The sequence below is a fragment of the Synechococcus sp. GFB01 genome (assembly GCF_001039265.1).
In the GTDB taxonomy this organism is placed as follows: domain Bacteria; phylum Cyanobacteriota; class Cyanobacteriia; order PCC-6307; family Cyanobiaceae; genus NIES-981.
Genome location: NZ_LFEK01000030.1, coordinates 1 through 22,782, shown reverse-complemented (window position 1 = coordinate 22,782; position 22,782 = coordinate 1). Strand labels below are relative to the sequence as shown.

The following is a 22,782-nucleotide window of genomic DNA, read 5'->3' as shown; positions in this document are numbered from 1 at the left end:
GTGGTGGCCTGCTGGCGGCCTGCGGCACCCGACGGCCAGCGGCGGGGGAGAAGGCGCTGCACTTCTGGACCCTGGATCTGGCGCCCAAGTTCAACGCCTACATCCGGGGCGTGATCGCGGCCTGGGAGCGGGCCCATCCCGGGGTGCGGGTGATCTGGACCGACGTGCCTGGGGCTCGGTGGAGCGCAAGCTGCTGGCGGCGGTGTTCGCCCGCACGGCGCCCGATCTGGTGAATCTCAATCCTCCCTTCGCCGCCAACCTGGCCAGCAAGGGGGGCCTGCTGGATCTGGAGCCGCTGCTGCCACCCGGAGCAGCCGAGGCGTATCTGCCGCGGGTCTGGCAGGCCGGTCGCCAGGGGGACTCCCTCTTCGCGATCCCCTGGTACCTCACCACCCGCATCACCCTGGCCAACCGGCTGCTGCTGCAGCAGGCCGGCTATGCGGTGCCGCCGCTCCATTGGCAGCAGCTGCCGGCCTATGCCGAAGCAGTGCGCCGCCGCACCGGACGCTACGCCGTGTTCATGACCGTGGTGCCCGACGATTCGGCCGAGCTGCTCGAGACCCTGGTGCAGATGGGTGTGCAGCTCCTCGATGGCCGGCAGCGCGCTGCCTTCAACAGCACAGCCGGACGCAGGGCGTTCGTCTTCTGGAGCGATCTCTACCGGCGGGGCCTGCTACCGCGTGAAGTGGTAAGCCAGGGCTACCGAAGGGCGATCGAGCTCTATCAGGCCGGAGAGCTGGCCCAGGTGGCCACCGGACCCGACTTCCTGCGCAATCTGCAGACCAACGCGCCCGGGGTGGCGGCCCGCACCGCTCCCTTCCCGCCGCTCACCGGTGAGAGTGGCGAGGCCAACGTGGCCCTGATGAATCTGGTGGTGCCACGCCAGAGCGCCCTGCCCGCCGAGGCGCTCAGCCTGGCTCTGTTCCTCACCGATGCCGCCAACCAGCTCCGCTTTGCCGAGCAGGCCCGGGTGCTGCCTTCGGCCACCGCCGCCCTGGCACAGCTGGGCCAGCGCATTCGCAGCTCGGATGATCCGCCGCTGGTGCGCGAGGCCCGACTGCTCTCGGCGGCGACACTCGAGCGGGCCCGGGTGCTCGTGCCGGCCTTGCCCGGCGTGAAGCGTCTGCAGGCGATCCTCTACACGCAGCTGCAACGGGCGATGCTCGGTGAAGTCGACAGCGATGCCGCCCTGGCGACGGCCGAGCAGGAGTGGAACCGCTATGCCCAGGCGCGCTGGCCCTGACGGTTCCTGCGATCCGTTCCTGCAGAAAGTCTTAAATCTGTTCAGACCGGCTCCAGCCGAGCAGGCCCGGGGCTGACCTCGGGGCAGGCTGACGGGTAGGGTTGCGATTCTTCATGTCGGCGACTCGCCTATGCCCGCTGAGGACAGGCCGAATCCGTCCGCTGAGCCCAGAGCCACCCTCCTGGTTGTGGACGACGAGGCGGCGGTGCGGCGGGTGCTGGTGATGCGACTGCAGCTGGCCGGCTACCGGGTGATCTGCGCCGAGGATGGTGAGGAGGCGATCGGCCTCTTCCACCAGGAGCAGCCCGATCTGGTGGTGCTCGACGTGATGCTGCCCAAGCTCGATGGCTTCGCGGTCTGCCGTCGCCTGCGGGCCGAATCCTGCGTGCCGATCATCTTCCTCTCGGCCCTCGATGCCATCGCCGAGCGGGTTTCGGGGCTTGATCTGGGTGCCGACGACTACCTGCCGAAGCCTTTCAGCCCCAAGGAGCTCGAAGCCCGCATCGCCACCATCCTGCGGCGGGTGGGCCGCGGCTCGGCCAGCACTGAGCCGCGCGAGCTGCCGACCGGCAGCGGTGTGCTGCGGGTGGGCGACCTGGTGGTCGACACCAACCGGCGCCAGGTGACCCGCGACGCGAGCGCATCGCCCTCACCTACACCGAATTCAGCCTGCTGGAGCTGCTGTTCCGGGAGCCAGGCCGGGTGGTTCCCCGTGCCGAGATCCTCGAACAGCTCTGGGGCTATCCGCCACGCCGTGCCGCCGATCTGCGCGTGGTCGACGTGTACGTGGCGCGCCTGCGCGGCAAGCTCGAGCCCGATCCCCGCAACCCCGAGCTGATCCTCACCGTGCGCGGCACCGGCTACGCCTCGCAGCGGGTGGGCGATACGGGTCTGGCGGCCCTGGGCTGATCCGCCAGCCGCTCACCTTTCCATGCATGCCAGATCCGGCCCGAGCCTCCTCTCCTGCAGGATGGGCCGACTGAGTCGCCCCTGATCGCCGGTGTCGGATCTGCGCGAGACCCGTCTGGAGAAAGCCGCTGCCCTGGCCCAGCTGGGCCAGGGTCCCTACGCGCTGCGCTTCGAGCCCAGCCACTGCCATGCCGAGCTGCAGCGGCTGCACGCCGATCTGCCCAGCGGCCAGGAGCGCCTGGCCGCCGTGGCGGTGGCGGGTCGGGTGATGACCCGGCGCGTGATGGGGAAGCTGGCCTTCTTCACCCTGGTGGATGAATCGGGGCCGATCCAGCTCTATCTCGAGAAGGCGACCCTCGAGGCGGCCAGCCCTGGGGCCTTCGGCCAGCTCACCTCCCTGGTGGATGCCGGCGATCTGATCGGTGTCACGGGCACGTTGCGGCGCACCGACCGCGGTGAGCTCTCGGTGAAGGTGAGCGGCTGGCAGATGCTCAGCAAGGCTCTCCAGCCCTTGCCCGACAAGTGGCATGGTCTGGCCGATGTGGAGAAGCGCTACCGCCAGCGCTACCTCGATCTGATCGTGTCGCCCCACACCCGCGAGACCTTCCGGCGCGGGCCCGGATGGTGAGCGCCATGCGCCGCTGGCTGGATGAGCGGGGCTTTCTCGAGATCGAGACACCGGTGCTGCAGAGCGTGCCCGGCGGGGCCGATGCCCGGCCGTTCGAAACCCATCACAACGCCTTGGACCTGCCGCTGACGCTGCGGATCGCCACCGAGCTGCACCTCAAGCGGCTGGTGGTGGGCGGTTTCGAGCGGGTCTACGAACTGGGCCGCATCTTCCGCAACGAGGGGGTGAGCACCCGTCACAACCCCGAGTTCACCTCGGTGGAGATCTATCAGCCTACGCCGATTATCACGACATGATGGATCTCACCGAGCAGCTGATCAGCTCGGCTTGCGAGCAGGTGTGCGGCGACACCCGCATCACCTACCAGGCGGCGAGATCGACCTCACGCCTCCCTGGCGGCGCGCCACCATGCACGAGCTGGTGGAGCAGGCCTGCGGACTCGATTTCCATGCCTTCGAAAGCCGCGAACTGGCCGCGGCCGCATGCGGGAGAAGGGGCTGGCAGGTGCCGAGCGCTCCAGCTAGAGAAGGGGGAGATGCTTTCCCCGCTGCCGTCCCATGTCGCAAGCGCAGCTCGATGCCTTCATCGCGATGGTGCGCGCCGATCCCGCCTGGCAGCAGCGCCTCCAGGAGCTGGAGGGCGATGCGGAGCGTCTGGCCAGCCAGGTGCGCGATGCCGGCTACGACCTCGCCGACGCGGAGATCCTCTGGCTGACCACCTGTCAGGACTGGATGTCGGACCATCCGCCGGCCGCCGGGGAGGGGCTCCAGCCTCTGGGGATCTGGGGCTGAACTGCTGTAACAGTGACTGTGGCAGGCGCGGGCCGCAGAACGTCTCGCAGGCAGAATGGTGATCGCAGGGTCGTTCCGATGCCGCAGCTGTCGCCCTCCCTGCGCCGCAGGCTCATCCTTCTTGCCGTGCTGGCTGCCGTTGCCGGCGGAGCAGCCCTGGTGCTGAAGCTTCGCCATGAGGCCCGGCAGCGCCATAGCAACGCCTGCCGTGAGCAGCGCAGCGCGATCGGCCGCTTCCGCACGGACACCTTCAATCCCCAGCTGGCCGTGATGCGCCAGATGCGCCTCAACCCCGATCAGCGGGCCACCCTGCGGCGTGTCGACCCCGACGCCTATGCCCGCTACGCCCAGGCCTACGGGGATCAGGTCGAGAAGGTCGCGGTGGCGGCCGATCGGCTCGGTGAGATGGTCGACGCCTACCGAGCTGGAGACTGTCCGCTCTGATGGCCACGGTTCTGATCACGGGCGCCAATCGGGGCATCGGCCTGGAGTTCTGCCGCCAGCTCCAGGCCCGCGGCGATCAGGTGGTTGCGGCCTGCCGGGCACCTTCAGCCGAGCTGGAGGCCCTCGGTGTGCGGATTGAGGCCGGCGTCGACGTGACCAGCGAAGCCTCCATCCAGCACCTGGTGGAGCGCCTCGACGAGCTGCCGATCGACATCCTGATCAACAATGCCGGCCTGCTCGAGCGCAACACCCTCACCCATCTCGATGTGGAGAGCATCCGCCGGCAGTTCGAGGTGAATGCCATCGGACCGCTGCGCCTCACCGCGGCCCTGCTACCCCAGCTGCCGGCCGGCGCCAGGGTGATCCTGATCACCAGCCGGATGGGCTCGATCGCCGACAACAGCTCCGGCAATTCCTACGGCTACCGCATGTCGAAGGTGGCGCTGTGCATGGCCGGCAAATCGCTCTCGATCGACCTGCGCCCGCGTGGCATCGCCGTGGCCATCCTGCACCCCGGCATGGTGAGCACCGCGATGACCGGTTTCACCAGCAGCGGCATCACCCCCGAGACGGCCGTGCGGGGCCTGCTGGCCCGCATCGATGGCCTCACGCTCGAGAACTCCGGCACCTTCTGGCACGCCAACGGCGAGGTGCTGCCCTGGTAGGGGCTCTCTCCGCCTCCGGCGGCTGAACCGGAGGCAGGAGGCCGAAGCGTCTGCTCATTCGCTCATCTTGTTGTTCCGCTGGGCGGCCTCGAGACTGCGGATGTCCTCAGGCGAAAGGCTGGGCCGATCGAGGGTCACGGTGAGCTTGTTGAGCCGCCCGGTGAAGGCGAAGGGCGGCCGGTAGTCGGCGTCATTGACGCCGGTGAGGGTGTCGGAGCCGATGTCGAAGCTTTCGTCCCACTGCAGGATCATCGGCAGGGTCCTGGGCATCGTTTTGGTGGCCACCACCTTGCCATCCACCTTGAGGGTGCCGGTGCCGGGGCGGCCGACGCCGCTGAAGTCGTTGAAGGCCAGGGTGCCCGCCCCTTTGCCGTCGTAGTCGAAATCGAACGCAACCTTGTGCTTGCCGGGTGAAAGCGGCTCGGTTCCCTCCCACTTCAGCCTCTCAAGATCCACCATGTTCCACAGCCACACCGGCTTGCCGTTCTTCAGATAGAAGCCGTAGCCCCCGAAGCGGCCGCCCGAGGTGAGCAGCATGCCCTCCGCACCGCCTGCTGGTACCTCGATGTCGGCGGTCACGGTGTAGGACGTGTTCAGCAACAGGGGCGAATCGCCCTGGGGCAGCCCCACCATCGGATGGGTATAGAAAAACGTGTCGCGGCCGGCGGTGATGTTCGGCCGGGGTGCCACGATGCGCGCTGCCACCGAGGCGTCGAGCGGAAACACCTGATACTTCTTCGCTTCGGCGACGAAGGCCTCCTTCATCTCCTTCACCTTCTGGGGATTCTGGGCANCCAGGTCGTTGGTCTGGCTGAAATCCTCGTTGAGGTTATAGAGCTGCAGGGTCTGGTTGTTGAGCGGGTCCGGGTTGGCCGGGCCAAAGGCGTCCCACGGGGCCCGGTTCACCTTGGTGCTCAGCAGCCAGCCATCGTTGTAAAGAGCCCACTGGCCCATCATTTCGAAGTACTGGGTTCTGTGACGGGAGGGCGCCTTGGCATTCTTCGAGTCAAACGTGTACAGGAAGCTGGTGCCCTCGATCGGCTTCTGGGGGATGCCGTCCACCACATCGGGTGCCCGCAAGCCTGCCGCCTCGAGGATCGTCGGCACCACGTCGATCACATGCACGAACTGCTCACGCAGGGCGCCCTTGTCCTTGATGCGCGCCGGCCACGACACCACCATGTTCTGGTTCACGCCGCCGAGCCTGGAGGCGTTCTGCTTGAACCAGCTGAACGGTGTATCGAACGCCCACGACCAGCCCGCCGACATGTGGTTGTAGGTCTGCTCGGTGCCCCACACATCGAAGAACTTCATCTGCACCTCAACGGGCAACTTGTTGAGACCGTTGAAAAACGCCACCTCGTTGGGGGTGCCCAGCGGTCCGCCCTCGGCGCTGGTGCCGTTGTCGCCGTTGATGTAGATGATCAGGGTGTTGTCGAGCTTGCCGAGATCCTCGAACTGCTGGATCACCCGGCCGATCTCGTAGTCGCTGTAGGCGGCGTAGGCGGCGAACACCTCCACCTGGCGGATGAACAGTTTCTGGGCTTCCGGGCTCAGCTGATCCCACGGAGTGATCACATCGGCGGGCCAGGGATCGAGCTTGGCGTCCTTCGGAATCACGCCGAGCTTTTTCTGGTTCGCGAAGATGCGCTCCCTCAGTTTCTCGTAGCCATCGTCAAACAGATGCATGGCGTGGATCCGCTCCACCCACTCCTGGGTGGGGTGGTGGGGCGCATGGGTGGCACCGGGGGCGTACTTGATGAACAGCGGCTTGCTGGGGTTGATCTGGTGCATCCGCGTCATGTAGTCGATGGCGTCATCGGCCATCGCGGTGACCAGGTTCCAGCTGCCGGGAGCCTTGCCCTCGAAGGGATAGATCTGGGTGGTGTTGCGAAACAGGTTCGGCTGCCACTGGTTGGCATCACCGCCCACGAAGCCGTAGAAGTAGTCGAAGCCCATGCCGGTGGGCCACTGGTCGAACGGTCCGCTCTGGCTGGCCTGGAAGGCGGGCACGTTGTGGTCCTTGCCGAACCAGGCGGTGGCGTAACCGTTGTCCTTGAGCAGACGGCCGATCGTGGCCTTGTCGCGCTCGATGATGCTGTTGTAGCCGGGGAAGCCCGTCGACTGCTCCGAGATCACCCCGAAGCCGGCCGAGTGNTGGTTGCGGCCGGTGATCAGGGCGGCGCGCGTGGGGGAGCACAGCGCCGTGGAGAACATGCGGTTGTATCGCAGACCCGCCTTGGCGACCCGGTCCATGGCCGGTGTGGGNATCACCCCGCCGAAGGTGCTGGGCACCCCGAAACCGGCGTCATCGGTGATGATCAGCAGCACGTTGGGCGCCTGCTGCGGCGGCACGATCCGAGGCGCCCACCAGGGCCTGGAGGTCAGGGCGTCGGTCTTGATCACCCCACCGAAGGGCGGGGCGGCAGCCGGCAACTGGTTGCCGGGAATTGTGGTGGTGGCATCGGGGGTTCCCAGCCTGCCGGTGATCCGCTGGGCAGCGGCGGGCACCCAGCCGGTCTGCCAGCCCAGCAGCAGCACCATGGTGAGGGCTGCAAGGCGCCGCCCCCAGCCGAAGCGGATGCGGCGCAGCGGGGCGATCAGCGCGATCAAGCCCGAGCGGAGGTCAGCCATGGGTGGAGGTGGTGCTGGCGAGGGGGGTCATGAGGCGGAAACCGATGTGGGAGGTGCCCGTGTCGGGGCTCTGGGCTTCCCGGGCCGCCGGCCGGTAGCGGCTGCAGTAGTCGGGGGAGCAGAGGAAGGAACCCCCCTTGATCACGTGCTTGGCCACCCCCGGATCCCGCGGATCGAAGGAGGCGGAGGCATCGGCGGCCACCGGGTCGCGTCGATCGGCCATCCCCTCATGGCCCGGCGCGTACCAGTCGTCGGTCCATTCCCACACGTTGCCGGTCATGTCGAAGAGCCCGTAGCCGTTGGGGGCGTAGGAGCCCACCGGTGCCGTGCCGGAGAAGCCGTCCTCGGCGGTGTCCCGGATCGGGAACTCCCCCTGCCAGGTGTTCGCCCGCTGCGGCTGCCAGGTGTTGCCCCAGCTGAACACCCGATCCCGCAGGCCACCCCGGGCGGCGAACTCCCACTGAGCCTCGCTCGGCAGGGCGGCGCCGGCCCAGGCCGCGTAGGCGGCTGCATCCTCGTAGGCCACCTGAACGACCGGGTGCTCGAGGCGGCCGCTGATCGAACTTCCCGGCCCCTCGGGATGGCGCCAGTCGGCACCGGGGGTCCAGTGCCACCAGCTCAGCTCCGCGATCGCTCCAGCCTCGTCAGGAGCGCGGAACACCACCGATCCCGGGCGGCGCTCGGCGACGCTCAGGCCCGGGAACTGCTCGGCGGGGAGGGGGCGCTCAGCCACGCTGCGGTAGCCGGTGGCTTCCACGAAGGCGGCGAATTCCCGGTTGGTGACTTCATGGCGACCCAGGCAGAAGGACCCGACGCGCACGCCGTCGGCCGAGCGCTCCTCCGGCAGCTGGCCGGAGGCACCGATGCGGAAGCTGCCGGCCGGAATCATGACCATGCCGGCGGGGCAGGGCGCCTGGGGGATGCTTGTGGCCGCGAGCGCGGGCAGGGCGGCGGCCACGGCGACCAGGATGGCCAGAACCAGGATGCCGGCCACGCTCCCGTTGGTGATCAATCGGAGCACCTGCATCCCGGTGGCGCGCTGTGGGGTGGCGGAACCACCGGATGGTTCGGATCCGGCTTGAATCACCACGCTATGCAGGGTGGCGCCGGCCGGCAACACGATCACAACCCGGCAACACCCTCGCAACATCGATGCAACACCGTGGCGAACGGCTCCGGTGCTGATGCAGCAGTGGCGTCAGCNGATCAGAGTCAGCCGATCCGACCTCAGGGACTCGGCACGACCCGGTAGTACACCCCGTTGGCTCCATAGGACGGCAGGAACCAGACACCATTGGCCATGTAGTAGGTGGTGCCGCCCACCGTTGCGGCAACAGCCCCGGGCGGCAGGGCGTTGTAGATGGCGCCCATCACGTAGCTGACGGCGCTGCCCGTGGTGACTCCCGCCGCATAACCGGCCGAATAAGCGTTGGCACTCGCACCGGCACTCGAGGCGCCAACGGCTGCGGCTCCCACGGCAGCCCCCGTGGCGGCCGCGGCAGCCGTGGCCCAGCCACCGCAGTTATAACAACCTGCTCCATAATAGCCTACCGTTGCCGGTGGGTGGTAGCCCGGGTAACCATAATAACCTGGCGGATGATAATAGGCTCCACCGTAGTGGGCGTCGCCATAGGCCGTGCCGCCATCCATTCCCGTCTTCGACCAGCCTCCACCGTAGTAATGCGTGGCGCTGCCGCCATAGGCGTTGGTGTGCGTGGTGCCCTCGCCGAAGGTGTGGTCGGTGCTCCCTCCCCAGAAGTTGCTGTGCTCGGTTGAGCCGTAGGTGTGCATGGTGCTGCCGCCGAAGCTGTTGGCGTGCATCCAGGCTGCAGCCGGCCCTGGACACAGTCCGATCAGCACCAGGGGCAATCCTGCGGCCACGATTCGGTTCATCATCAGTCTGATCATGGGTTCGGCTTGCCTCCTTTACCTGGTGGGCGTTCCGCCCCGGGCAGGAGCGGAGTTTGGATGGGCGAAGGGGATGGGTTTCGCCAGGCCCGCCCTGGCGGAGGCGAAGCTGTCGGGCGAGAGGGTGGGATTCAGCTGCCAGTTCGAGAATTCCGTCTGCTGGCGGAGTCGGGATCGATCATCCGCGTACACGGCGCGAATCATGCGCGGCAGCTTGTCTTCAGCGCCAATCCAGATCTGGGCGAAGACCTTGTCGTTGGCGATCGCGATCATCTCCGTTGTGATGCCACCAACGATCCTGGATTGGCCAATGTAGAANGCCAGCACCAGTCCATCGGCGAGATCCTTGTAGGGATCGGCAACAATCAGATCGGAAAACGGGAAGTAGATCGCCGCCGAGTCGTAGGCCGCCTTCAGCATGGCGTCGATCTTGGGAGGAGCTTTGGCCACAGCCACGAGATTGTCAGCCGGGGCAAACGCTGTCATCGTCTTGCCGTTGTAGAAAAATTCCGAAGCCGGTCCGTCGCCCAGGGTGATCACCCGCAATTTGTTCGGTCGTTGCAGGGTGACCTCCGATCGCGTCATGTAGGCCAGAGGAGGTCCCAGTCGACTGGGGCTTTCGTAGGTGCTCACAGCTGTGAAGCTCATGCTGCGAGCCGCCGCGAGGCGAGCGCTGGCCGCCTTGAGAAGATCGATCGCCCTGGGTTCTAGACCCAGCCGCACCGGCGGGGGCTGCTCCCTGGGCTGAGCCTGGGCAGGCCGGGCTGCTGGCTTCGCTGCCTGGCCCCCTGGATTCAGCGGTACGGCATGGCCGGGGCCGGTGAGAAGTGCTGCCAGGGGGAGCATCAGGAGCGCCCACCTGCGCAGGCACTGGAGCGTCTTAGGCGTCACAACTCAGCTCGCGCTCACGCTGCTGTCATGGTTGCGGGCTTTCTGCCTCGTGCCCATCACGGTTAAGGAACTTCACTGGTCATGGCGAGCCGGAGCCTCGCCCTGGCCTTGCAAGCACCTTCCCCTCTGGGAATCCCGGCCCATTGAGGATCATGGAATGCGATGGCCTCTGAACTCGATCATCTCTTCATCCTCACCGACATCGGTGCCGCCGCGGCCGAGCGACTCATTTCCTTCGGCCTGGTGGAGGGAACGTCGAACACCCATCCCGGCCAGGGAACAGCCAACCGGCGGTTCTTCTTTCGCAATGCCATGCTCGAGCTGCTGTGGGTGCATGACCCGGCCGAGGCGACATCACCGGCCATCGCTCCCACCGGTCTCTGGGAGCGATGGCAGGGACGGCGCGATGGATGCTGTCCGTTCGGGATCGGTCTGCGTCCCGGTGGCGATTCCGGTGACCAGGCTCCCTTCCCCAGCTGGGCCTACCAGCCCCCTTATCTGCCCGATGGCATGACGATTGCGGTGGGAGCCAACAGCGACCGGGTCACGGAGCTCTGGCTGTTCCAGATCCCCTTCGGTCAGCGTCCCGATCGCTATCCCGCCCAGCGCTCACAACCGCTCGAGCATCGTTTCGGGCTGCGCCAGATCACCCGGGTCGAGCTGATCGGTCCCTGGCAGACCCTGTGTCAGCCGAGCTGCAGGCTCTGGTCGCCATTCCGCCGGTCAGGCTGCGGCACGGACCGGCCTACGCGGTGGAGCTTGGCCTGGATGACGAGAGCCGCGGTCGGCAGGCCGACTTCCGGCCTGGCTTGCCGCTGCTGCTGAGCTGGTGAACCTCGGCGCCCTGATGCCGCCTTCATCTGGCCGGCGGCCGGGGCCAGTCCAGCGAAGGCAGCCAAGGGTCACCCAGGCGGCCGGGAAGGAGGGAATCGACCAGCCAGCAGCACCATCAGCTGCACGGCGATGAATGGCCAGGCGCCGCGGTAGATGGCGCGGGTGGTGAGCTCCGGTGGGGCCACGCCGCGCAGATAGAAGAGCGCGAAGCCGAAGGGTGGGGTGAGGAACGACGTCTGCAGGTTCGTGCCGATCACCACCCCGAACCACAGCAGTGACTCCGGTCCGAGGAGCTGGCGTGCGCTGGGCAGCAGCAGCGGCAGCACGATGAAGGCGATCTCGAAGAAGTCGATGAAGAAGCCCAGCGCGAAGATCACCGCCATGCTCACCACCAGGAAGCCCGTGCTGCCGCCCGGCAGGTTGAGCAGCAGGTCGCTGATCAGCTGGTCGCCGCCCACGCCGCGGAACACCAGGCTGAAGGCGGTGGATCCCAGCAGGATGGCCATCACCATGGCCGTGGTGCGCAGCGTGTCGTCGCACACCTGGTTGAGGTCGCTGCGGCTGAAGCCGCCGTCGCAGGCCGCCAGACCCATCGCCCCCAGAGCCCCCAGGGCGCCGGCCTCGGTGGGGGTGGCGATGCCGAAGAAGATGCTGCCGAGCACGAGCAGGATCAGGCCGAGGGGCGCCACCAGCACCTGCAGCAGGGATGGGGCCGTGGTCCCGGCGGCCAGCTCCCCGGTCTGCAGCGGCGGGGCCAGAGCTGGTTTCCAGGTGCTCACGGCCACCACGTAGAGCGCGAAGGCTCCGGCCATCAGCAGACCGGGGATCAGCGAGCCCATGAACAGGTCGCCCACCGACACGCCCAGCTGATCGCCCAGCACTACCAGCACGATGCTGGGCGGAATGATCTGCCCCAGCGTGCCGGAGGCGGTGATCACCCCGCTCGCCAGGGAGCGGTCGTAGCCGGCGCGCAGCATCGCCGGCAGGGAGATCATGCCCATGGTGGTCACCGTGGCGGCGACCACGCCGGTGGTGGCCGCCAGCAGGGTCCCCACCAGCACCACCGCCAGGGCCAGACCGCCGCGCACACGCCCCAGCAGACGTCCCATCGCCTCCAGCAGCCGCTGGGCGATGCCCGATTTCTCGAGCATCGATCCCATGAACACGAAGGCCGGGATCGCCAGCAGGGTGAAGTTGCTCATGATCCCGAAGATCCGTTGCGGCAGGGCATTGAGGAACTGCGGCTCGATCACGCCCAGCGCCATGCCGACCAGGCCGAACAGCACCGCCACCCCGCCGAGGCCGAAGGCCACCGGGTAGCCGCTCAACAGCGCCGCCACCAGCGCCAGGAACATGGCCGGACCCAGCACCTCGCCGGGCATGACGCTGATCACATAGCCGAAGGCTTCGATCTCCATCGCCGCTTCAGCCGTGCTGTTCCGGCGACTGGCGCAGGCCGCGCCGGGCCCGGAGCGCCGCGGCGATGCCCTGCAGGCTCAGCAGCAGAAAACCGAGCGGCACCAGGCTCTTGGACCAGTAGCGGGGCAGGCCGCCGGGATCCGGCGATGCCTCCTGAATGCGCCAGGCCTGCAGCGCCGGCTCCACCGACAGGCCCAGCACCGCCAGGGTGAAGGGCAGCAGCAGCAGCAGGCTGCCGAGCCATTCGAGGCGCTGGCGCTGGCGCGGGCTCCACTGGCTGCTCAGCACATCGATCCGCACATGGCCATCCTTCTGCAGGGTCCAGCCCAGGCCCAGCAGGAAGGCCAGCGAGAACAGCAGCCACTGCCCCTCGATCAGCGCGTTGGAGCTGAGGTTGCGTCCTACGGCCAGTCCGAGGTAGCGGCCCACCACATTCCAGGCCCCGAGTGCCAGCATCAGCAGGATGGCCAGACGGCCCAGCCAGGCCGCCGCCTGGTTGAGCCGGTCGATCCGCTCGGGAAGATGCTCAAGCCGGCGGCGGGATCGGTTCATCGGGCCGCACTGCCGGCGCTGAAGTTGGCGTAGGAGAGTTCGTTGATCCGGTTCCAGGCCTGAACCTGGTCGCGGAAGGTCCGCCACTGGCCATAGAGGTCGCGAAAGCCGCGATCCGTGCGGGCGGTGTCGGCGAACAGCTGGTCGCTGGCGGAGCGGGCGGCTGTGAGGATCGCGTCGCCGTAGTACTCCAGCTGCGTGCCTCCCTTCTGGAGGCGCTGCAGCGCCTCGGCGTTGAGCGCGTCGTAGCGGCTGAGCATGTTGAGATTGGCCTCGTGGCAGGCGGTGCCGAACATGGCCCTGTACTCCTTCGGAAGCCGCCGCCAGGCCTGCTGGTTCACCAGGGCGCTGAGGGTGGGGCCGGGTTCCCACCAGCCCGGGTAGTAGTAGTAGCGGGCCGCCCGGGGCAGGCCGAGCTTCTCGTCGTCGTAGGGGCCGGTCCACTCGGCCGCGTCGATAGCACCCCGCTCCAGCGCCAGGTAGATCTCGCCGCCGGGCAGCACCTGCACGTTCACCCCCAGCGCGGCCATCACCTTGCCGCCGAGACCGGGGATGCGCATCTTCAGCCCTCCCAGGGAGGCCAGCCCCGTCAGGGGGCGCTTGAACCACCCCCCNATCTGGNCTCCGGTGTTACCGGCCGGGAAGCCGATCACGCCGAAATCGGCCAGCACCCGATTGATGGCGTCCAGGCCTCCCGCCTCATAGAGCCAGGCGTTCTGCTGCTGGGCCGTGAGGCCGAAGGGAACGGCGGTGCCGAAGGCCAGGGCGGGATTCTTGCCCAGGTAGTAGTAACTGGCCGTGTGGCCGCATTCCACCGAGCCGTTCTGCACCGCGTCGAGCACCTCCAGCCCGGGCACCAGTTCACCGGCGGCATAGGGCTGGATCAGGAAGCGGCCGCCGCTGAGCTCGCGCACCCGGCGGCTGATCGTTTCGGCGCCACCGAAGATCGTGTCGAGGGAATGGGGCCAGCTGGTGGCCATGCGCCAGCGCACCAGCGGCAGTGAGGAGCTGGGGGCGGTGTCGGCCCGGCGGATGCGGCAGGCGCTCAGCAGGCCAGCCGCGCCCGCCGTGCCGGCGGCTGCTGCGGCCGTGCGGAGCAGGCTGCGACGCTGCATCAGCAGGAGCTCGGCGGGATCAGGCCACCGCCGCGAAGCACTCGCGGAAGGCGGCCAGGGTGGTGTCGATGTCGGCGTCGGAGTGGGCCAGGGAGGTGAAGCCCGCCTCGAAGGCGCTCGGGGCCAGGTACACGCCCCGCTCGAGCATGGCGCGGTGCAGCCTGCCGAAGCGCGCCGTGTCGGCCGCCTTGGCCTCCTCGAAGTTGCGCACCGGCCCCTCGCAGAGGAAGAAGCCGAACATGGCGCTGATCGATCCGCCGGTGATCGGCAGGCCGGCGCTGCGGCCCGCCTCGAGGATGCCGTCGATGAGGCGCCTGGTGACCGCCTCGAGGCGCTCGTAGCTGCCCGGCTGGCGCAGCAGCTCCAGGGTCTTGATGCCGGCGGTCATCGCCAGGGGATTGCCGCTGAGGGTGCCCGCCTGATACATCGGGCCGGCCGGCGCCACCATGCTCATGATGTCGGCCCGGCCGCCGTAGGCCCCCACCGGCAGGCCGCCGCCGATCACCTTGCCCATGGTGGTGAGGTCGGGGGTGACGCCGAACTTCGCCTGGGCGCCGCCGTAGCTGATCCGGAAGCCGGTCATCACCTCGTCGAACACCAGCAGGGCACCGTGCTCCTTGGTGAGTTCGCGGATGCCCTCCAGGAAGCCGGGCACCGGCGGGATGAAGCCGGCATTGCCCACCACCGGCTCGAGGATCACGCCGGCGATCTCGCCGGGGTTCTCGGCGAAGAGCTGCTTCACCGCCTCGAGGTCGTTGTAGGGAGCGGTGAGGGTGCTGGCGGCGGTGGTGCGCGGCACGCCGGGGGAATCGGGCAGGCCGAGCGTGGCGACGCCCGAGCCGGCCTTCACCAGGAACATGTCGGCGTGGCCGTGATAGCAGCCCTCGAACTTGATGATCTTCTCGCGGCCGGTGAAGGCCCGCATCAGCCGCAGCACCGACATGCAGGCCTCGGTGCCGCTGTTCACGAAACGCACCATCTCCACCGACGGCACGGCCTCGATCACCAGTTCGGCCAGCCGGTTCTCCAGTTCGCAGGGGGCCCCGAAGCTGGTGCCCTTGTCGAGGGCCTCGTGCAGGGCCGCGATCACCTCGGGATGGGCGTGACCGCAGATGGCGGGACCCCAGCTGCCGATGTAATCGATGTAGCGGTTGCCGTCCACATCCCAGGCGTAGGCGCCCTTGACGCGGTCGAACACGATCGGGTTGCCGCCGACCGATCGGAAGGCCCGCACCGGCGAACTGACACCCCCCGGCATCAGGGTCTGGGCGGCGCTGAAGATGGCCTGGGAGCGGGTGGTGTTCAAGGCTGGTGCTGCAACGGGAGCCGAGGTCAAGGCCGGAACCGCCGAAAAAGCGCAATCCATCCTGACCCAGAGGCTGCGGATTCGCGGCCCCGATGTTGTGGTCTCGGTAAGTTCGCAGTGTTGCCTCCCCACCCTTGGGCCCCGATCCGCAGGAACCCGACTGGCCGGCGCTGGCCCGTGAGCTGCGCCGCGTGCTGCCGCCGCGGGCCGTGGTGACGGCCCGCCAGGAGCTGCTGGCCTACGACTGCGACGGCCTCACCCTGCACCGCCACCAGCCGCCGCTGGTGGTGCTCCCCGAGACGACGCAGCAGGTGGCGGCCGTGGTTCGCCTCTGCGCCGAGGCAGGCGTGCCGTTCGTGGCCCGCGGCAGCGGCACCGGCCTCTCCGGCGGCGCGGTGGCCGAAGGCGGCGCCGTGGTGATCGCCACCAGCCGCATGCGCTCGATCCTGTCGGTGGATCTGGCCAATCGCCTGGTGGTGGTGCAGCCGGGCGTGATCAACAGCTGGGTGACCCGGGCCGTGGCGGGCGATGGCTTCTACTACGCCCCCGATCCCTCCAGTCAAGTGGTGTGCTCGATCGGCGGCAACGTGGCCGAGAACTCCGGCGGGGTGCATTGCCTCAAATACGGGGTGACCAGCAATCACGTGCTGGGCCTGGAGGTGGTGCTCCCCGACGGCACGATCACCCAGCTGGGCGGTTCGCTGGCCGAGCAGCCCGAACTCGACCTGCGCGGCGTGTTCATCGGCAGCGAGGGCACCCTCGGCATCGCCACGGCGATCACCCTGCGGCTGCTGCGCGCCCCCCAGAGCGTGGCCGTGCTGCTGGCCGACTTCACGGCGATGGAGGCCGCCGGCGAGGCGGTGCGCCTGGTCACGGCGGCGGGGGTGCTGCCGGCCGGGATGGAGATCATGGACAACTTCACCGTCAATGCCGTCGACGACCTGTTCGGCCGTGATGAATACCCGCGCGACGCGGCGGCGGTGCTGCTGATCGAGCTCGATGGCCAGGAGCGGGAGGTGGCCGCGGCGGTGGACCTGGCCTCCGGCCTCTGCCGGCAGGCCGGGGCGCGCACGATCCGCCGGGCCAGCGAGGAAGCCGACAGAGCCCTGCTCTGGAAGGGCCGCAAGAGCGCTTTCGCCGCCGTGGGGCGCATCACCCCCACCTACTACGTGCAGGACGGTGTGGTGCCCCGCAGCGCCCTGCCGTCGGTGCTGGCGGCGATCGAACAGCTCAGCCGCCGCTACGAGCTGCCGGTGGCCAACGTGTTCCACGCCGGCGACGGCAACCTCCACCCGCTGATCCTCTACCGGGCCGACGATCCCGGCGTGACCGATCGGGTGCAGCAGCTCGGCGCCGAGATCCTGCGGCTCTGCCTCGAGGCCGGCGGCAGCATCACCGGCGAGCACGGCGTCGGCAGCGACAAGCGCTGCTATCTCGACTGGATGTTCGATCCCGACGACCTGGCCACCATGCAGCTGGTGCGCCGCGCCTTCGATCCGGAGGGGCTGGCCAATCCCGGCAAGATCTTCCCCACACCGCGCAGCTGCGGCGAGTCGAGCCGGCGCGCCCAGAGCATCCGGGTCCGCGTCGCGGCAACGGCGGGCGAGGCGGATGCCGCCCCGCTGGCCCTGGAGGTGTTCTGACGCTGCTGTTCCGTGCCCTGCCCCCGCGATGGGGGGCGCTTCAACGCTGCTCCCGCCGGCATGCCGTGATTGCATCGGCAAGACCCTCCGACGAGTTGGCGCTGAGCAGATAGAGCTTGAACGGCTGCTCGGTGGAGAGGAACCGCGCGTAGGAGGCCTGCAGATGGGGACGAAACGTGCTGCTCCCCCTCAGGAACACATCGAAGAACGGCAGGGCCGTGGCCTTCATGTAGCCGCTGATCAGGCCCTGGTCGGGCAGGGTGAGTTCGGCGATCGAATTGAGGGCTTCCTTGATGCCGGGGTCGATCTTGGTGAAGTTCACGTGAGCCTGGCCCTCCACCACGATCCAGTACTTGTTCTGCGAGCCCAGCCAGGTGAACGATTCGGCCTGCTCCAGTGCCGCCGGGGTGGCGGGGTCGTAGGTGCCCGAGCCGAGCGCCACAGGCACTGACATGGCGGCCAGGCCCTTGGGGCCGAAGATGCTGCGGTTCACCGGATTGAGGGCGAACACCGCCGCCACCCGGGGATCCCGCTGATTCTGCGGCAGCTTGGGCAGGTTCAGCGCCTGGCACTGCAGCAGCAGGGAGNCGTTGCCCGTGCCGTAGGGGATCCGGCAGTCGCCGCGCAGATGGTCGACGTCGACGCTGGCGCCGCCCAGGGCCAGGGCTGTGTAGCCCCCGAAGGAGTGGCCGGCAGCGCCGACGCGCTTCAGCTGCAGCCGCCCCTGGAAGTCGCGACCGTTGCGCCGCTCCAGCTCGTCGAGCACGAAGCTGAGATCTTTCGGCCGGTCGACGAATTCGCCGATGTCGAAGAGTTCCCGTCGACGGCCGCGCAGCAGATCCTGGACCCAGACGTTGTCGCTGCCAGGGTGACGGGGAGCCGCCACCACGTAGCCATAGGAGGCGAGGTGGCTGAGGCCTTCCGAGAAATCCTCCGGCTGGGAGCCCAGTCCGTGCGAGAACACCACCACCGGCAGAGGGGCCTTGCCACTGTTGGTGGGCGCGAACACCAGCACGCTCAGATCGCGAGCGCGGCTGGGGTCGCGGAGCCGCCAGACCTGCCGGGACACCTTGTAGGGCCCGGGCTTGCGCGGATCAGCCAGGGTCGCGAATTCGACCGGTTTCTGATCGGCCGCCTCCCGCTCCGAGAGCGAGCCCAGCACGGCGACGAGTCGCTCGGTGCCGGCGATCGCGCGCCGGGCCAATCGCTCGACCCGGAGCACCTCCTCCACGTGGATCTGCACGTTGGCGGGGAGCTGCTCCATCACCGACAGCAGGCTGGCGCCGTTCTCGGAGAAGGCGGCATTCACCAGGGCCGCCCGGATGGCGAACTTGCCGTTGCCGCCCCGCAGCAGGGTGATGCCCACGCCCAGGTTCTCCAGCAGGGCATCGCCAACACCGGTGTTCAGCACCCGCGAGACGAGCAGGGGGTTGATGGGGGCACGCTCCACCATCACCTTGCGCAGGCGTGCCTGAGCTTCGGGGTCGACGGCGCCGAGACCGAGGAAGAAGGCCAGGTCGTTCTCCACCCGACCCGTCTTCACGAAGGTTTCCAGGGAGCTGACCCTCAGGGAACGGATCAGGGGGCCGTAGGAAAAGCTCAGGGTCCTGGAGGATGGCGCCGAGGCCCTCGCCATCCCCTGCTGGGCCAGGCCGGGAGCGGTTGTGCCGAGAAGGCTGAGGCTCAGCGCTGCCGCGGCCGCACAGCGCTGCAGAATCGGCCGATGTTGGCGGTGGCGTTGGCGGTGGCGCTGGCGGCCGATGCGGGATGCTGTGTTGGTCATGCGAGCGGTTGGGTTGGCCGTGACGATCGGCTCACATGATGCGGCCTGAACGCTGCCCAGCCCACGGAGACTCATGGAGGAGGGACTGTCATCAGGGGTATTTCTTGCGGAATGCCTCGATGTCAGCCTTGAGAGCCTCTGTGGAAGCCCCGCTGATCATGAACAGCTTGAATCTTTCGTCTTTCGCGAGGTACTCGGCGTAGGAGGATCTCAGGAATGGTTCATAGGCCTTGTTGTTGCGCAGGTGGACCTCAAAGAACGGCAGCGAGATTGCCTGGATGTAGCTGCCGATCAGGCCCTGGTCGGGCAAGGTGATGTCTGTGATTGATTCGATCGCTTTCTTGATCCCAGGATCGATCTGGTTGAAGTTCACATGGGCCTGTCCTTCCACGATCAGCCAGTACTTCTCGGGAGCCTTGAGCCAGGTGAAGGATGCCGCCTGCTCCAGTGCAGGCGGGGTGGCCGGGTCGTAACTGCCTGATGCCATCACGATCGGCACGCGGATCTTCTCGATGCCCTGCTTGCCGAAGATACTGCGGTTCACAGGATTGGCTGCAAAGATAGCGGCTGCTCTGGAATCCTGGAGATTCGTCAACTGCTCCGGCGGGATTCTGAGGGCCTGGCATTGCAGAAGCAAAGCGATGTCCAGGGCCGCGAAGGGGCGCTCACACTCGGCCCGGAGATTGTCTGGATCAATGCTGGCGCCGCCGACGGCCAATGCTGTGTAGCCACCGAAGGAATGCCCGGCAATCCCAACCTTCCGAAGCTCAAGTCTGCCGTTGAACTGCGTACCATTCCGGCGCTCCAGCTCATCGAGCACGAAGCTGATGTCCTTCGGCCTGTTGGTGAAGTCATTTACGTCGAAGATGTCACGGTGCAGGCCTTGCAGCATCTCCTTGAGCCAGATGGTGTCGCTGCCGGGATGCTGAGGAGCAACAACCAGGAAGCCATGCGAAGCGATCTGTTGCAGGGGTGCCGCGAAATCCTCGGGTCTGGAGGCCAGGCCATGGGAAAAGACGATCACCGGGATCGGCTCGGATCCCGTGACCGAGGGGATGTAGACATCCACGTAAAAGCTGCGATTCCGCTTCGCATCCGTGAGGTTCCACACCTCCTTCGAAACGGCGTGGCTGCCGGGCTTCCGCGGATCCTTCAGAGTGGCGTAGTCGATCGACGGTTGCGTCTTGGCCTCCGCTGCTGTGAGGGCGCGCATCGAGATGCCCAGCTGCTCCGTTGCAGCCAGCACCTTCCGACCGGCCTTGTCGGCGGCGATCACGTCTTCGCCGTGGATCTGAATGTTGGCAGGCAGCTGCTCCAGTACAGACAGCAGGCTCAGTCCATCGGCCGAAAAGGCGGCCTGGATCAGAGCCGCGCGAAGCACCGGTTTGCCGTTGCCACCGCGCAGCAGGGTGATGCCCTTGCCGAGTCGCTCCAGAACGTCCTCGCCGATGCCGCTGTAGAAGAACCGGCTCACGATCAGAGGATCGATCGGGGCCTTCGCGGTGAGGGCCGCCCGCAGCATGGGGTAGTCCTCGGGCTTGACGGCAGCGAGGAAGAAGGCGAGATCGTCTTCAACGGTGCCGTCGGCTGCGAATCTCTCCAGCGAGCTGACCTTGAGAGACCGGATCACCGGCCCATAGGAAAAGGAGAGTGATTCCGAGGCTGTCGCCGGTGGAGCCGCCAGGCATGTTCCAGCCAGAACAGCGCACAATCCGAGCCATTTGCCGACCCGTCGGCCTTGGGCGATGGTCTGAAGCCCGAAGTCAGCCAGGACCATGGGGCCCACATCAGCGAAAGGTCGTCAAGCCTAGGTGTGATCGGAGCTCCGGCCTCCTCGCTCGACTCGATCACGGCTCCGCGGGGGTCAGTCCTCCAGCTCCTGCTCGGGTTCGGGCCAGGCCAGCTTCACCACCACCGGGGCGTGGTCACTGGGTTGCGGTTTGCCGCGGGTCTCCTTGTGGATCACGCAGCCTGTGGCGCAGGCGAGCAGGTCGTCAGAGAGGTAGATGTGATCGATCCGCCAGCCGCGGTCTGTGTCCCAGGCGCCGGTGCGGTAGTCCCACCAGCTCCAGTGGCCGCTGCCCGGCTCGAACACCCGGAAGACATCGGTGAGGCGCTCGCCCAGGGCGACCTGCAGGGCCTGCCGCTCCGCCTCGGTGGCCATGATTCCGCCGGTGAGGCGTTCGGGGTCGTGGATGTCGCGCGCTTCCGGGGCGATGTTGAAGTCGCCCACCAGGCACAGGGGATCGCCCTGATCGGCCTGAACCGCCAGATAGCGCCCCAGGCAGGCCAGCCACTGCAGCTTGTAGGTGTACTTCTCGCTCTGCGGCGAGCTGCCGTTGGGCACATACAGGTTGAGCACCCGCACACCATCGATCAGAGCGCTGATCACCCGCTTCTGCTCGCTCAGCTCGGCGGCCTCCCGGTCTCCCGGCAGAAGCGCATCCAGCCCGATCCGCACATCCTCCAGCGGCAGTCGNCTGGCGATGGCCACGCCGTTGTAGGCCTTCTGGCCGCTGATGGCACAGCCGTAGCCCAGCCCCTCGAACGCCGCCAGGGGAAACAGCGCGTCGGCCACCTTGGTCTCCTGCAGGCAGAGCACCTCCGGCTGCTCCCGCTCCAGCCAGCCGAGCACCTGATCGAGACGGGTGCGCACCGAATTCACGTTCCAGCTGGCGATGCGCATGGACGACCGGACGACGCCATTAGCATGCAGGCATGGAAGGCAGGATGAACAGATGGCGGAACAAATGCGGGCGTGGTTGACGGGATCGATTGCACCGGCAGGGCTGCGCTCGCTTGCCCTGTCGGCCGCGCTGCTTCTGGGTGCATCGGCTGTGAGGGCTCAGAGCGCCAACGATCTCAGGGGCTACGGGCAGACGATCGGCTCCCCCCAGCAGGAGCGGGAGCTGGATGGAGGCCCGCAGACCGGCAAGAACAACACCTTGTTCGATGCGACCAATCCGATCGATCTGATGAACAAGCTGCGCCGGGCCACGGCCCTCGACGACGCGACCCCCCCCAGGGATGCCATCGATGCCGCCCTCAGCGACTTTCAGTCGCAGACGCAGCCGGCTTCGCCGGGTTCGGCTGGCGTGAAGGCTCCCTGAGCGGGGCCAGGCCCCACGCCGCAGCCACCGCATCGAGTCGTGGATCCGGCGCATCGGGTTTCCGGGCCCTGGCGTCGGCCAGCGACTGCTGGGCGGCCTTGAGATCACCGCGTTCCTGCTGGATCAGGGCGCGGGCCAGCAGCGGACGCTGATCGGTGGGGAAATCGGCGGCCAGTCGGCTCAGCAGGGCCTCGGCCTGGGTGGTCTGCTTCTGGCGCTGCAGCACGTTGGCGAGCAGCAGGCCGATCGGCAGTGCCTCCGGTCTGCGCTGGGGCTTGCTGGCCCGCTCCAGCGCCGCCTGCAGCTGGCTCACGGCCAGCTGGCCCCGACCGGTCTCCAGCTGCAGCAGGGCCATCAGCTGCAGCCCCTCCACCTGGTCGGGGCGCAGGTTGAGGAGTTGCCGTACCTCCCGCTCGGCCCCGGCGCGATCGTTCTGGTCGCGCCGCAGTTCCGCCAGCAGCAGCCGCAGACTCCAGCGCTGGGGCTGNCTGATCGGCCAGGCGCTCCAGGATGACGGTGGCCTCCGCCTTGCGATCCAGGGCCACCAGCAGTTCCAGCAGGCGTTGCTGTTCCGCCTCGCTGGCTTCGCCCTGCTCAAGCCGCTGCAGCAGGGCATCGGCCTGCCGCTGCAGGGCGGGCTGGGCCTTGGACGCGGTGGCCGGACCGCGCTGCAGCGACCCGAGCCACCAGCCGCCCGCCAGGCGACAGCCCGGACCACTGTGATCGCGGTGGCGATCAGCGGCAGCCGGGGGCGATTGGACGCGGCGGGCATCGGGCGCAGCAGTGGCGGCTGGCCGTTCAGTCTGCCCAGGCGTCGCGCTGGCGGCCTCTACATTGGCGCCATGCGCCACCATCCCATCCCTCCGGTCACCGAGCCGCTGCAGTACCGGCCATCGGCCTGGTGCGG

General features: G+C 67.9%; 18 protein-coding genes and 3 pseudogenes. 10 read left to right on the top strand and 11 right to left on the bottom strand.

The genetic code is table 11. The features are described 5' to 3' along the window. Positions 1 to 8: 8 nt before the first annotated feature. The 6 genes and pseudogenes from SYNGFB01_RS05205 (at position 9) to SYNGFB01_RS05185 (ending at position 4,680) form a co-directional block, all read left to right on the top strand. Positions 9 to 1,243: pseudogene (locus tag SYNGFB01_RS05205) on the top strand (ABC transporter substrate-binding protein). Positions 1,244 to 1,373: 130 nt separating this feature from the next. Beyond that, positions 1,374 to 2,152: pseudogene (rpaB, locus tag SYNGFB01_RS05200) on the top strand (response regulator transcription factor RpaB). Positions 2,153 to 2,243: 91 nt separating this feature from the next. After that, positions 2,244 to 3,335, top strand: a pseudogene (locus SYNGFB01_RS05195) (lysine--tRNA ligase); the annotation flags it as partial. 2 nt (positions 3,336 to 3,337) lie between these two features. Further along, positions 3,338 to 3,571: a Nif11 family protein gene (locus tag SYNGFB01_RS13080; protein WP_072061565.1), complete on the top strand. Its 234-nt coding sequence runs from the start codon at positions 3,338 to 3,340 to the stop codon at positions 3,569 to 3,571. A 78-nt stretch (positions 3,572 to 3,649) separates the two neighbouring features. Continuing rightward, positions 3,650 to 4,015 carry a hypothetical protein gene (locus SYNGFB01_RS05190; RefSeq protein ID WP_048017213.1) on the top strand — a complete coding sequence of 122 codons (366 nt, stop codon included), beginning with the start codon at positions 3,650 to 3,652 and terminating at the stop codon, positions 4,013 to 4,015. Beyond that, on the top strand, positions 4,015 to 4,680 hold the full coding sequence (locus SYNGFB01_RS05185) for an SDR family oxidoreductase (protein ID WP_048017212.1): 666 nt from the start codon (positions 4,015 to 4,017) through the stop codon (positions 4,678 to 4,680). The genes SYNGFB01_RS05190 and SYNGFB01_RS05185 overlap by 1 nt, the downstream gene beginning before the upstream one ends. Before the next feature lie 54 nt (positions 4,681 to 4,734). Here the strand turns inward: SYNGFB01_RS05185 and SYNGFB01_RS05180 are convergent, their stop codons facing one another. The 4 genes from SYNGFB01_RS05180 to SYNGFB01_RS05165 form a co-directional block, all read right to left on the bottom strand. After that, positions 4,735 to 7,314, bottom strand: a complete 2,580-nt coding sequence (locus SYNGFB01_RS05180) for an arylsulfatase (RefSeq protein ID WP_200900063.1) — start codon at positions 7,312 to 7,314, stop codon at positions 4,735 to 4,737. Beyond that, entirely contained in the window at positions 7,307 to 8,308 is a 1,002-nt protein-coding gene (locus tag SYNGFB01_RS05175; protein ID WP_369795484.1) for a formylglycine-generating enzyme family protein, read from the bottom strand. Before SYNGFB01_RS05175 ends, SYNGFB01_RS05180 begins: the two co-directional genes overlap by 8 nt. 233 nt (positions 8,309 to 8,541) lie before the next feature. After that, positions 8,542 to 9,207, bottom strand: coding sequence for a hypothetical protein (locus tag SYNGFB01_RS05170; RefSeq protein WP_048017217.1), 666 nt, complete (start codon positions 9,205 to 9,207; stop codon positions 8,542 to 8,544). 33 nt (positions 9,208 to 9,240) lie between these two features. Continuing rightward, positions 9,241 to 10,068 carry a DUF2092 domain-containing protein gene (locus SYNGFB01_RS05165; RefSeq protein ID WP_048017211.1) on the bottom strand — a complete coding sequence of 276 codons (828 nt, stop codon included), beginning with the start codon at positions 10,066 to 10,068 and terminating at the stop codon, positions 9,241 to 9,243. A 207-nt stretch (positions 10,069 to 10,275) separates the two neighbouring features. Between SYNGFB01_RS05165 and SYNGFB01_RS05160 the strand changes: the two genes are divergently transcribed. Further along, entirely contained in the window at positions 10,276 to 10,938 is a 663-nt protein-coding gene (locus SYNGFB01_RS05160) for a VOC family protein (RefSeq protein ID WP_235299933.1), read from the top strand. Between the two features lie 77 nt (positions 10,939 to 11,015). On the opposite strand, the gene SYNGFB01_RS05155 is transcribed toward SYNGFB01_RS05160, so the two are convergent. The 4 genes from SYNGFB01_RS05155 to hemL form a co-directional block, all read right to left on the bottom strand. After that, positions 11,016 to 12,365: a TRAP transporter large permease subunit gene (locus tag SYNGFB01_RS05155; RefSeq protein ID WP_048017210.1), complete on the bottom strand. Its 1,350-nt coding sequence runs from the start codon at positions 12,363 to 12,365 to the stop codon at positions 11,016 to 11,018. 7 nt (positions 12,366 to 12,372) lie between these two features. Next, on the bottom strand, positions 12,373 to 12,918 hold the full coding sequence (locus SYNGFB01_RS05150; protein ID WP_048017209.1) for a TRAP transporter small permease subunit: 546 nt from the start codon (positions 12,916 to 12,918) through the stop codon (positions 12,373 to 12,375). After that, positions 12,915 to 14,033 (bottom strand): TRAP transporter substrate-binding protein, encoded by a 1,119-nt coding sequence (locus tag SYNGFB01_RS05145; protein WP_048017208.1) that lies wholly within the window; start codon positions 14,031 to 14,033, stop codon positions 12,915 to 12,917. Before SYNGFB01_RS05145 ends, SYNGFB01_RS05150 begins: the two co-directional genes overlap by 4 nt. Positions 14,034 to 14,052: 19 nt before the next feature. Next, on the bottom strand, positions 14,053 to 15,399 hold the full coding sequence (hemL, locus tag SYNGFB01_RS05140) for a glutamate-1-semialdehyde 2,1-aminomutase (protein ID WP_048017207.1): 1,347 nt from the start codon (positions 15,397 to 15,399) through the stop codon (positions 14,053 to 14,055). A gap of 74 nt (positions 15,400 to 15,473) precedes the next feature. Between hemL and SYNGFB01_RS05135 the strand changes: the two genes are divergently transcribed. Beyond that, positions 15,474 to 16,982: an FAD-linked oxidase C-terminal domain-containing protein gene (locus tag SYNGFB01_RS05135; RefSeq protein ID WP_048017206.1), complete on the top strand. Its 1,509-nt coding sequence runs from the start codon at positions 15,474 to 15,476 to the stop codon at positions 16,980 to 16,982. Positions 16,983 to 17,022: 40 nt separating this feature from the next. Here SYNGFB01_RS05135 and SYNGFB01_RS05130 read toward each other — a convergent pair whose 3' ends face one another. The 3 genes from SYNGFB01_RS05130 to xth form a co-directional block, all read right to left on the bottom strand. Next, positions 17,023 to 18,765, bottom strand: coding sequence for an alpha/beta hydrolase (locus SYNGFB01_RS05130; protein ID WP_053068341.1), 1,743 nt, complete (start codon positions 18,763 to 18,765; stop codon positions 17,023 to 17,025). A 91-nt stretch (positions 18,766 to 18,856) separates the two neighbouring features. Then, on the bottom strand, positions 18,857 to 20,542 hold the full coding sequence (locus SYNGFB01_RS05125; protein WP_048017215.1) for an alpha/beta hydrolase: 1,686 nt from the start codon (positions 20,540 to 20,542) through the stop codon (positions 18,857 to 18,859). Between the two features lie 87 nt (positions 20,543 to 20,629). After that, positions 20,630 to 21,451 carry an exodeoxyribonuclease III gene (xth, locus tag SYNGFB01_RS05120; RefSeq protein ID WP_048017205.1) on the bottom strand — a complete coding sequence of 274 codons (822 nt, stop codon included), beginning with the start codon at positions 21,449 to 21,451 and terminating at the stop codon, positions 20,630 to 20,632. Here xth and SYNGFB01_RS15275 point away from each other — a divergent pair. Together SYNGFB01_RS15275 and SYNGFB01_RS12430 are read left to right on the top strand one after the other, a co-directional pair. Beyond that, positions 21,414 to 21,875, top strand: a complete 462-nt coding sequence (locus SYNGFB01_RS15275; RefSeq protein ID WP_235299932.1) for a hypothetical protein — start codon at positions 21,414 to 21,416, stop codon at positions 21,873 to 21,875. The two genes, xth and SYNGFB01_RS15275, sit on opposite strands and share 38 nt — an antisense overlap. 563 nt (positions 21,876 to 22,438) lie before the next feature. Then, positions 22,439 to 22,782, top strand: a 344-nt coding sequence (locus SYNGFB01_RS12430; RefSeq protein ID WP_152669544.1) for a hypothetical protein, incomplete at its 3' end; no start/stop codon positions are given.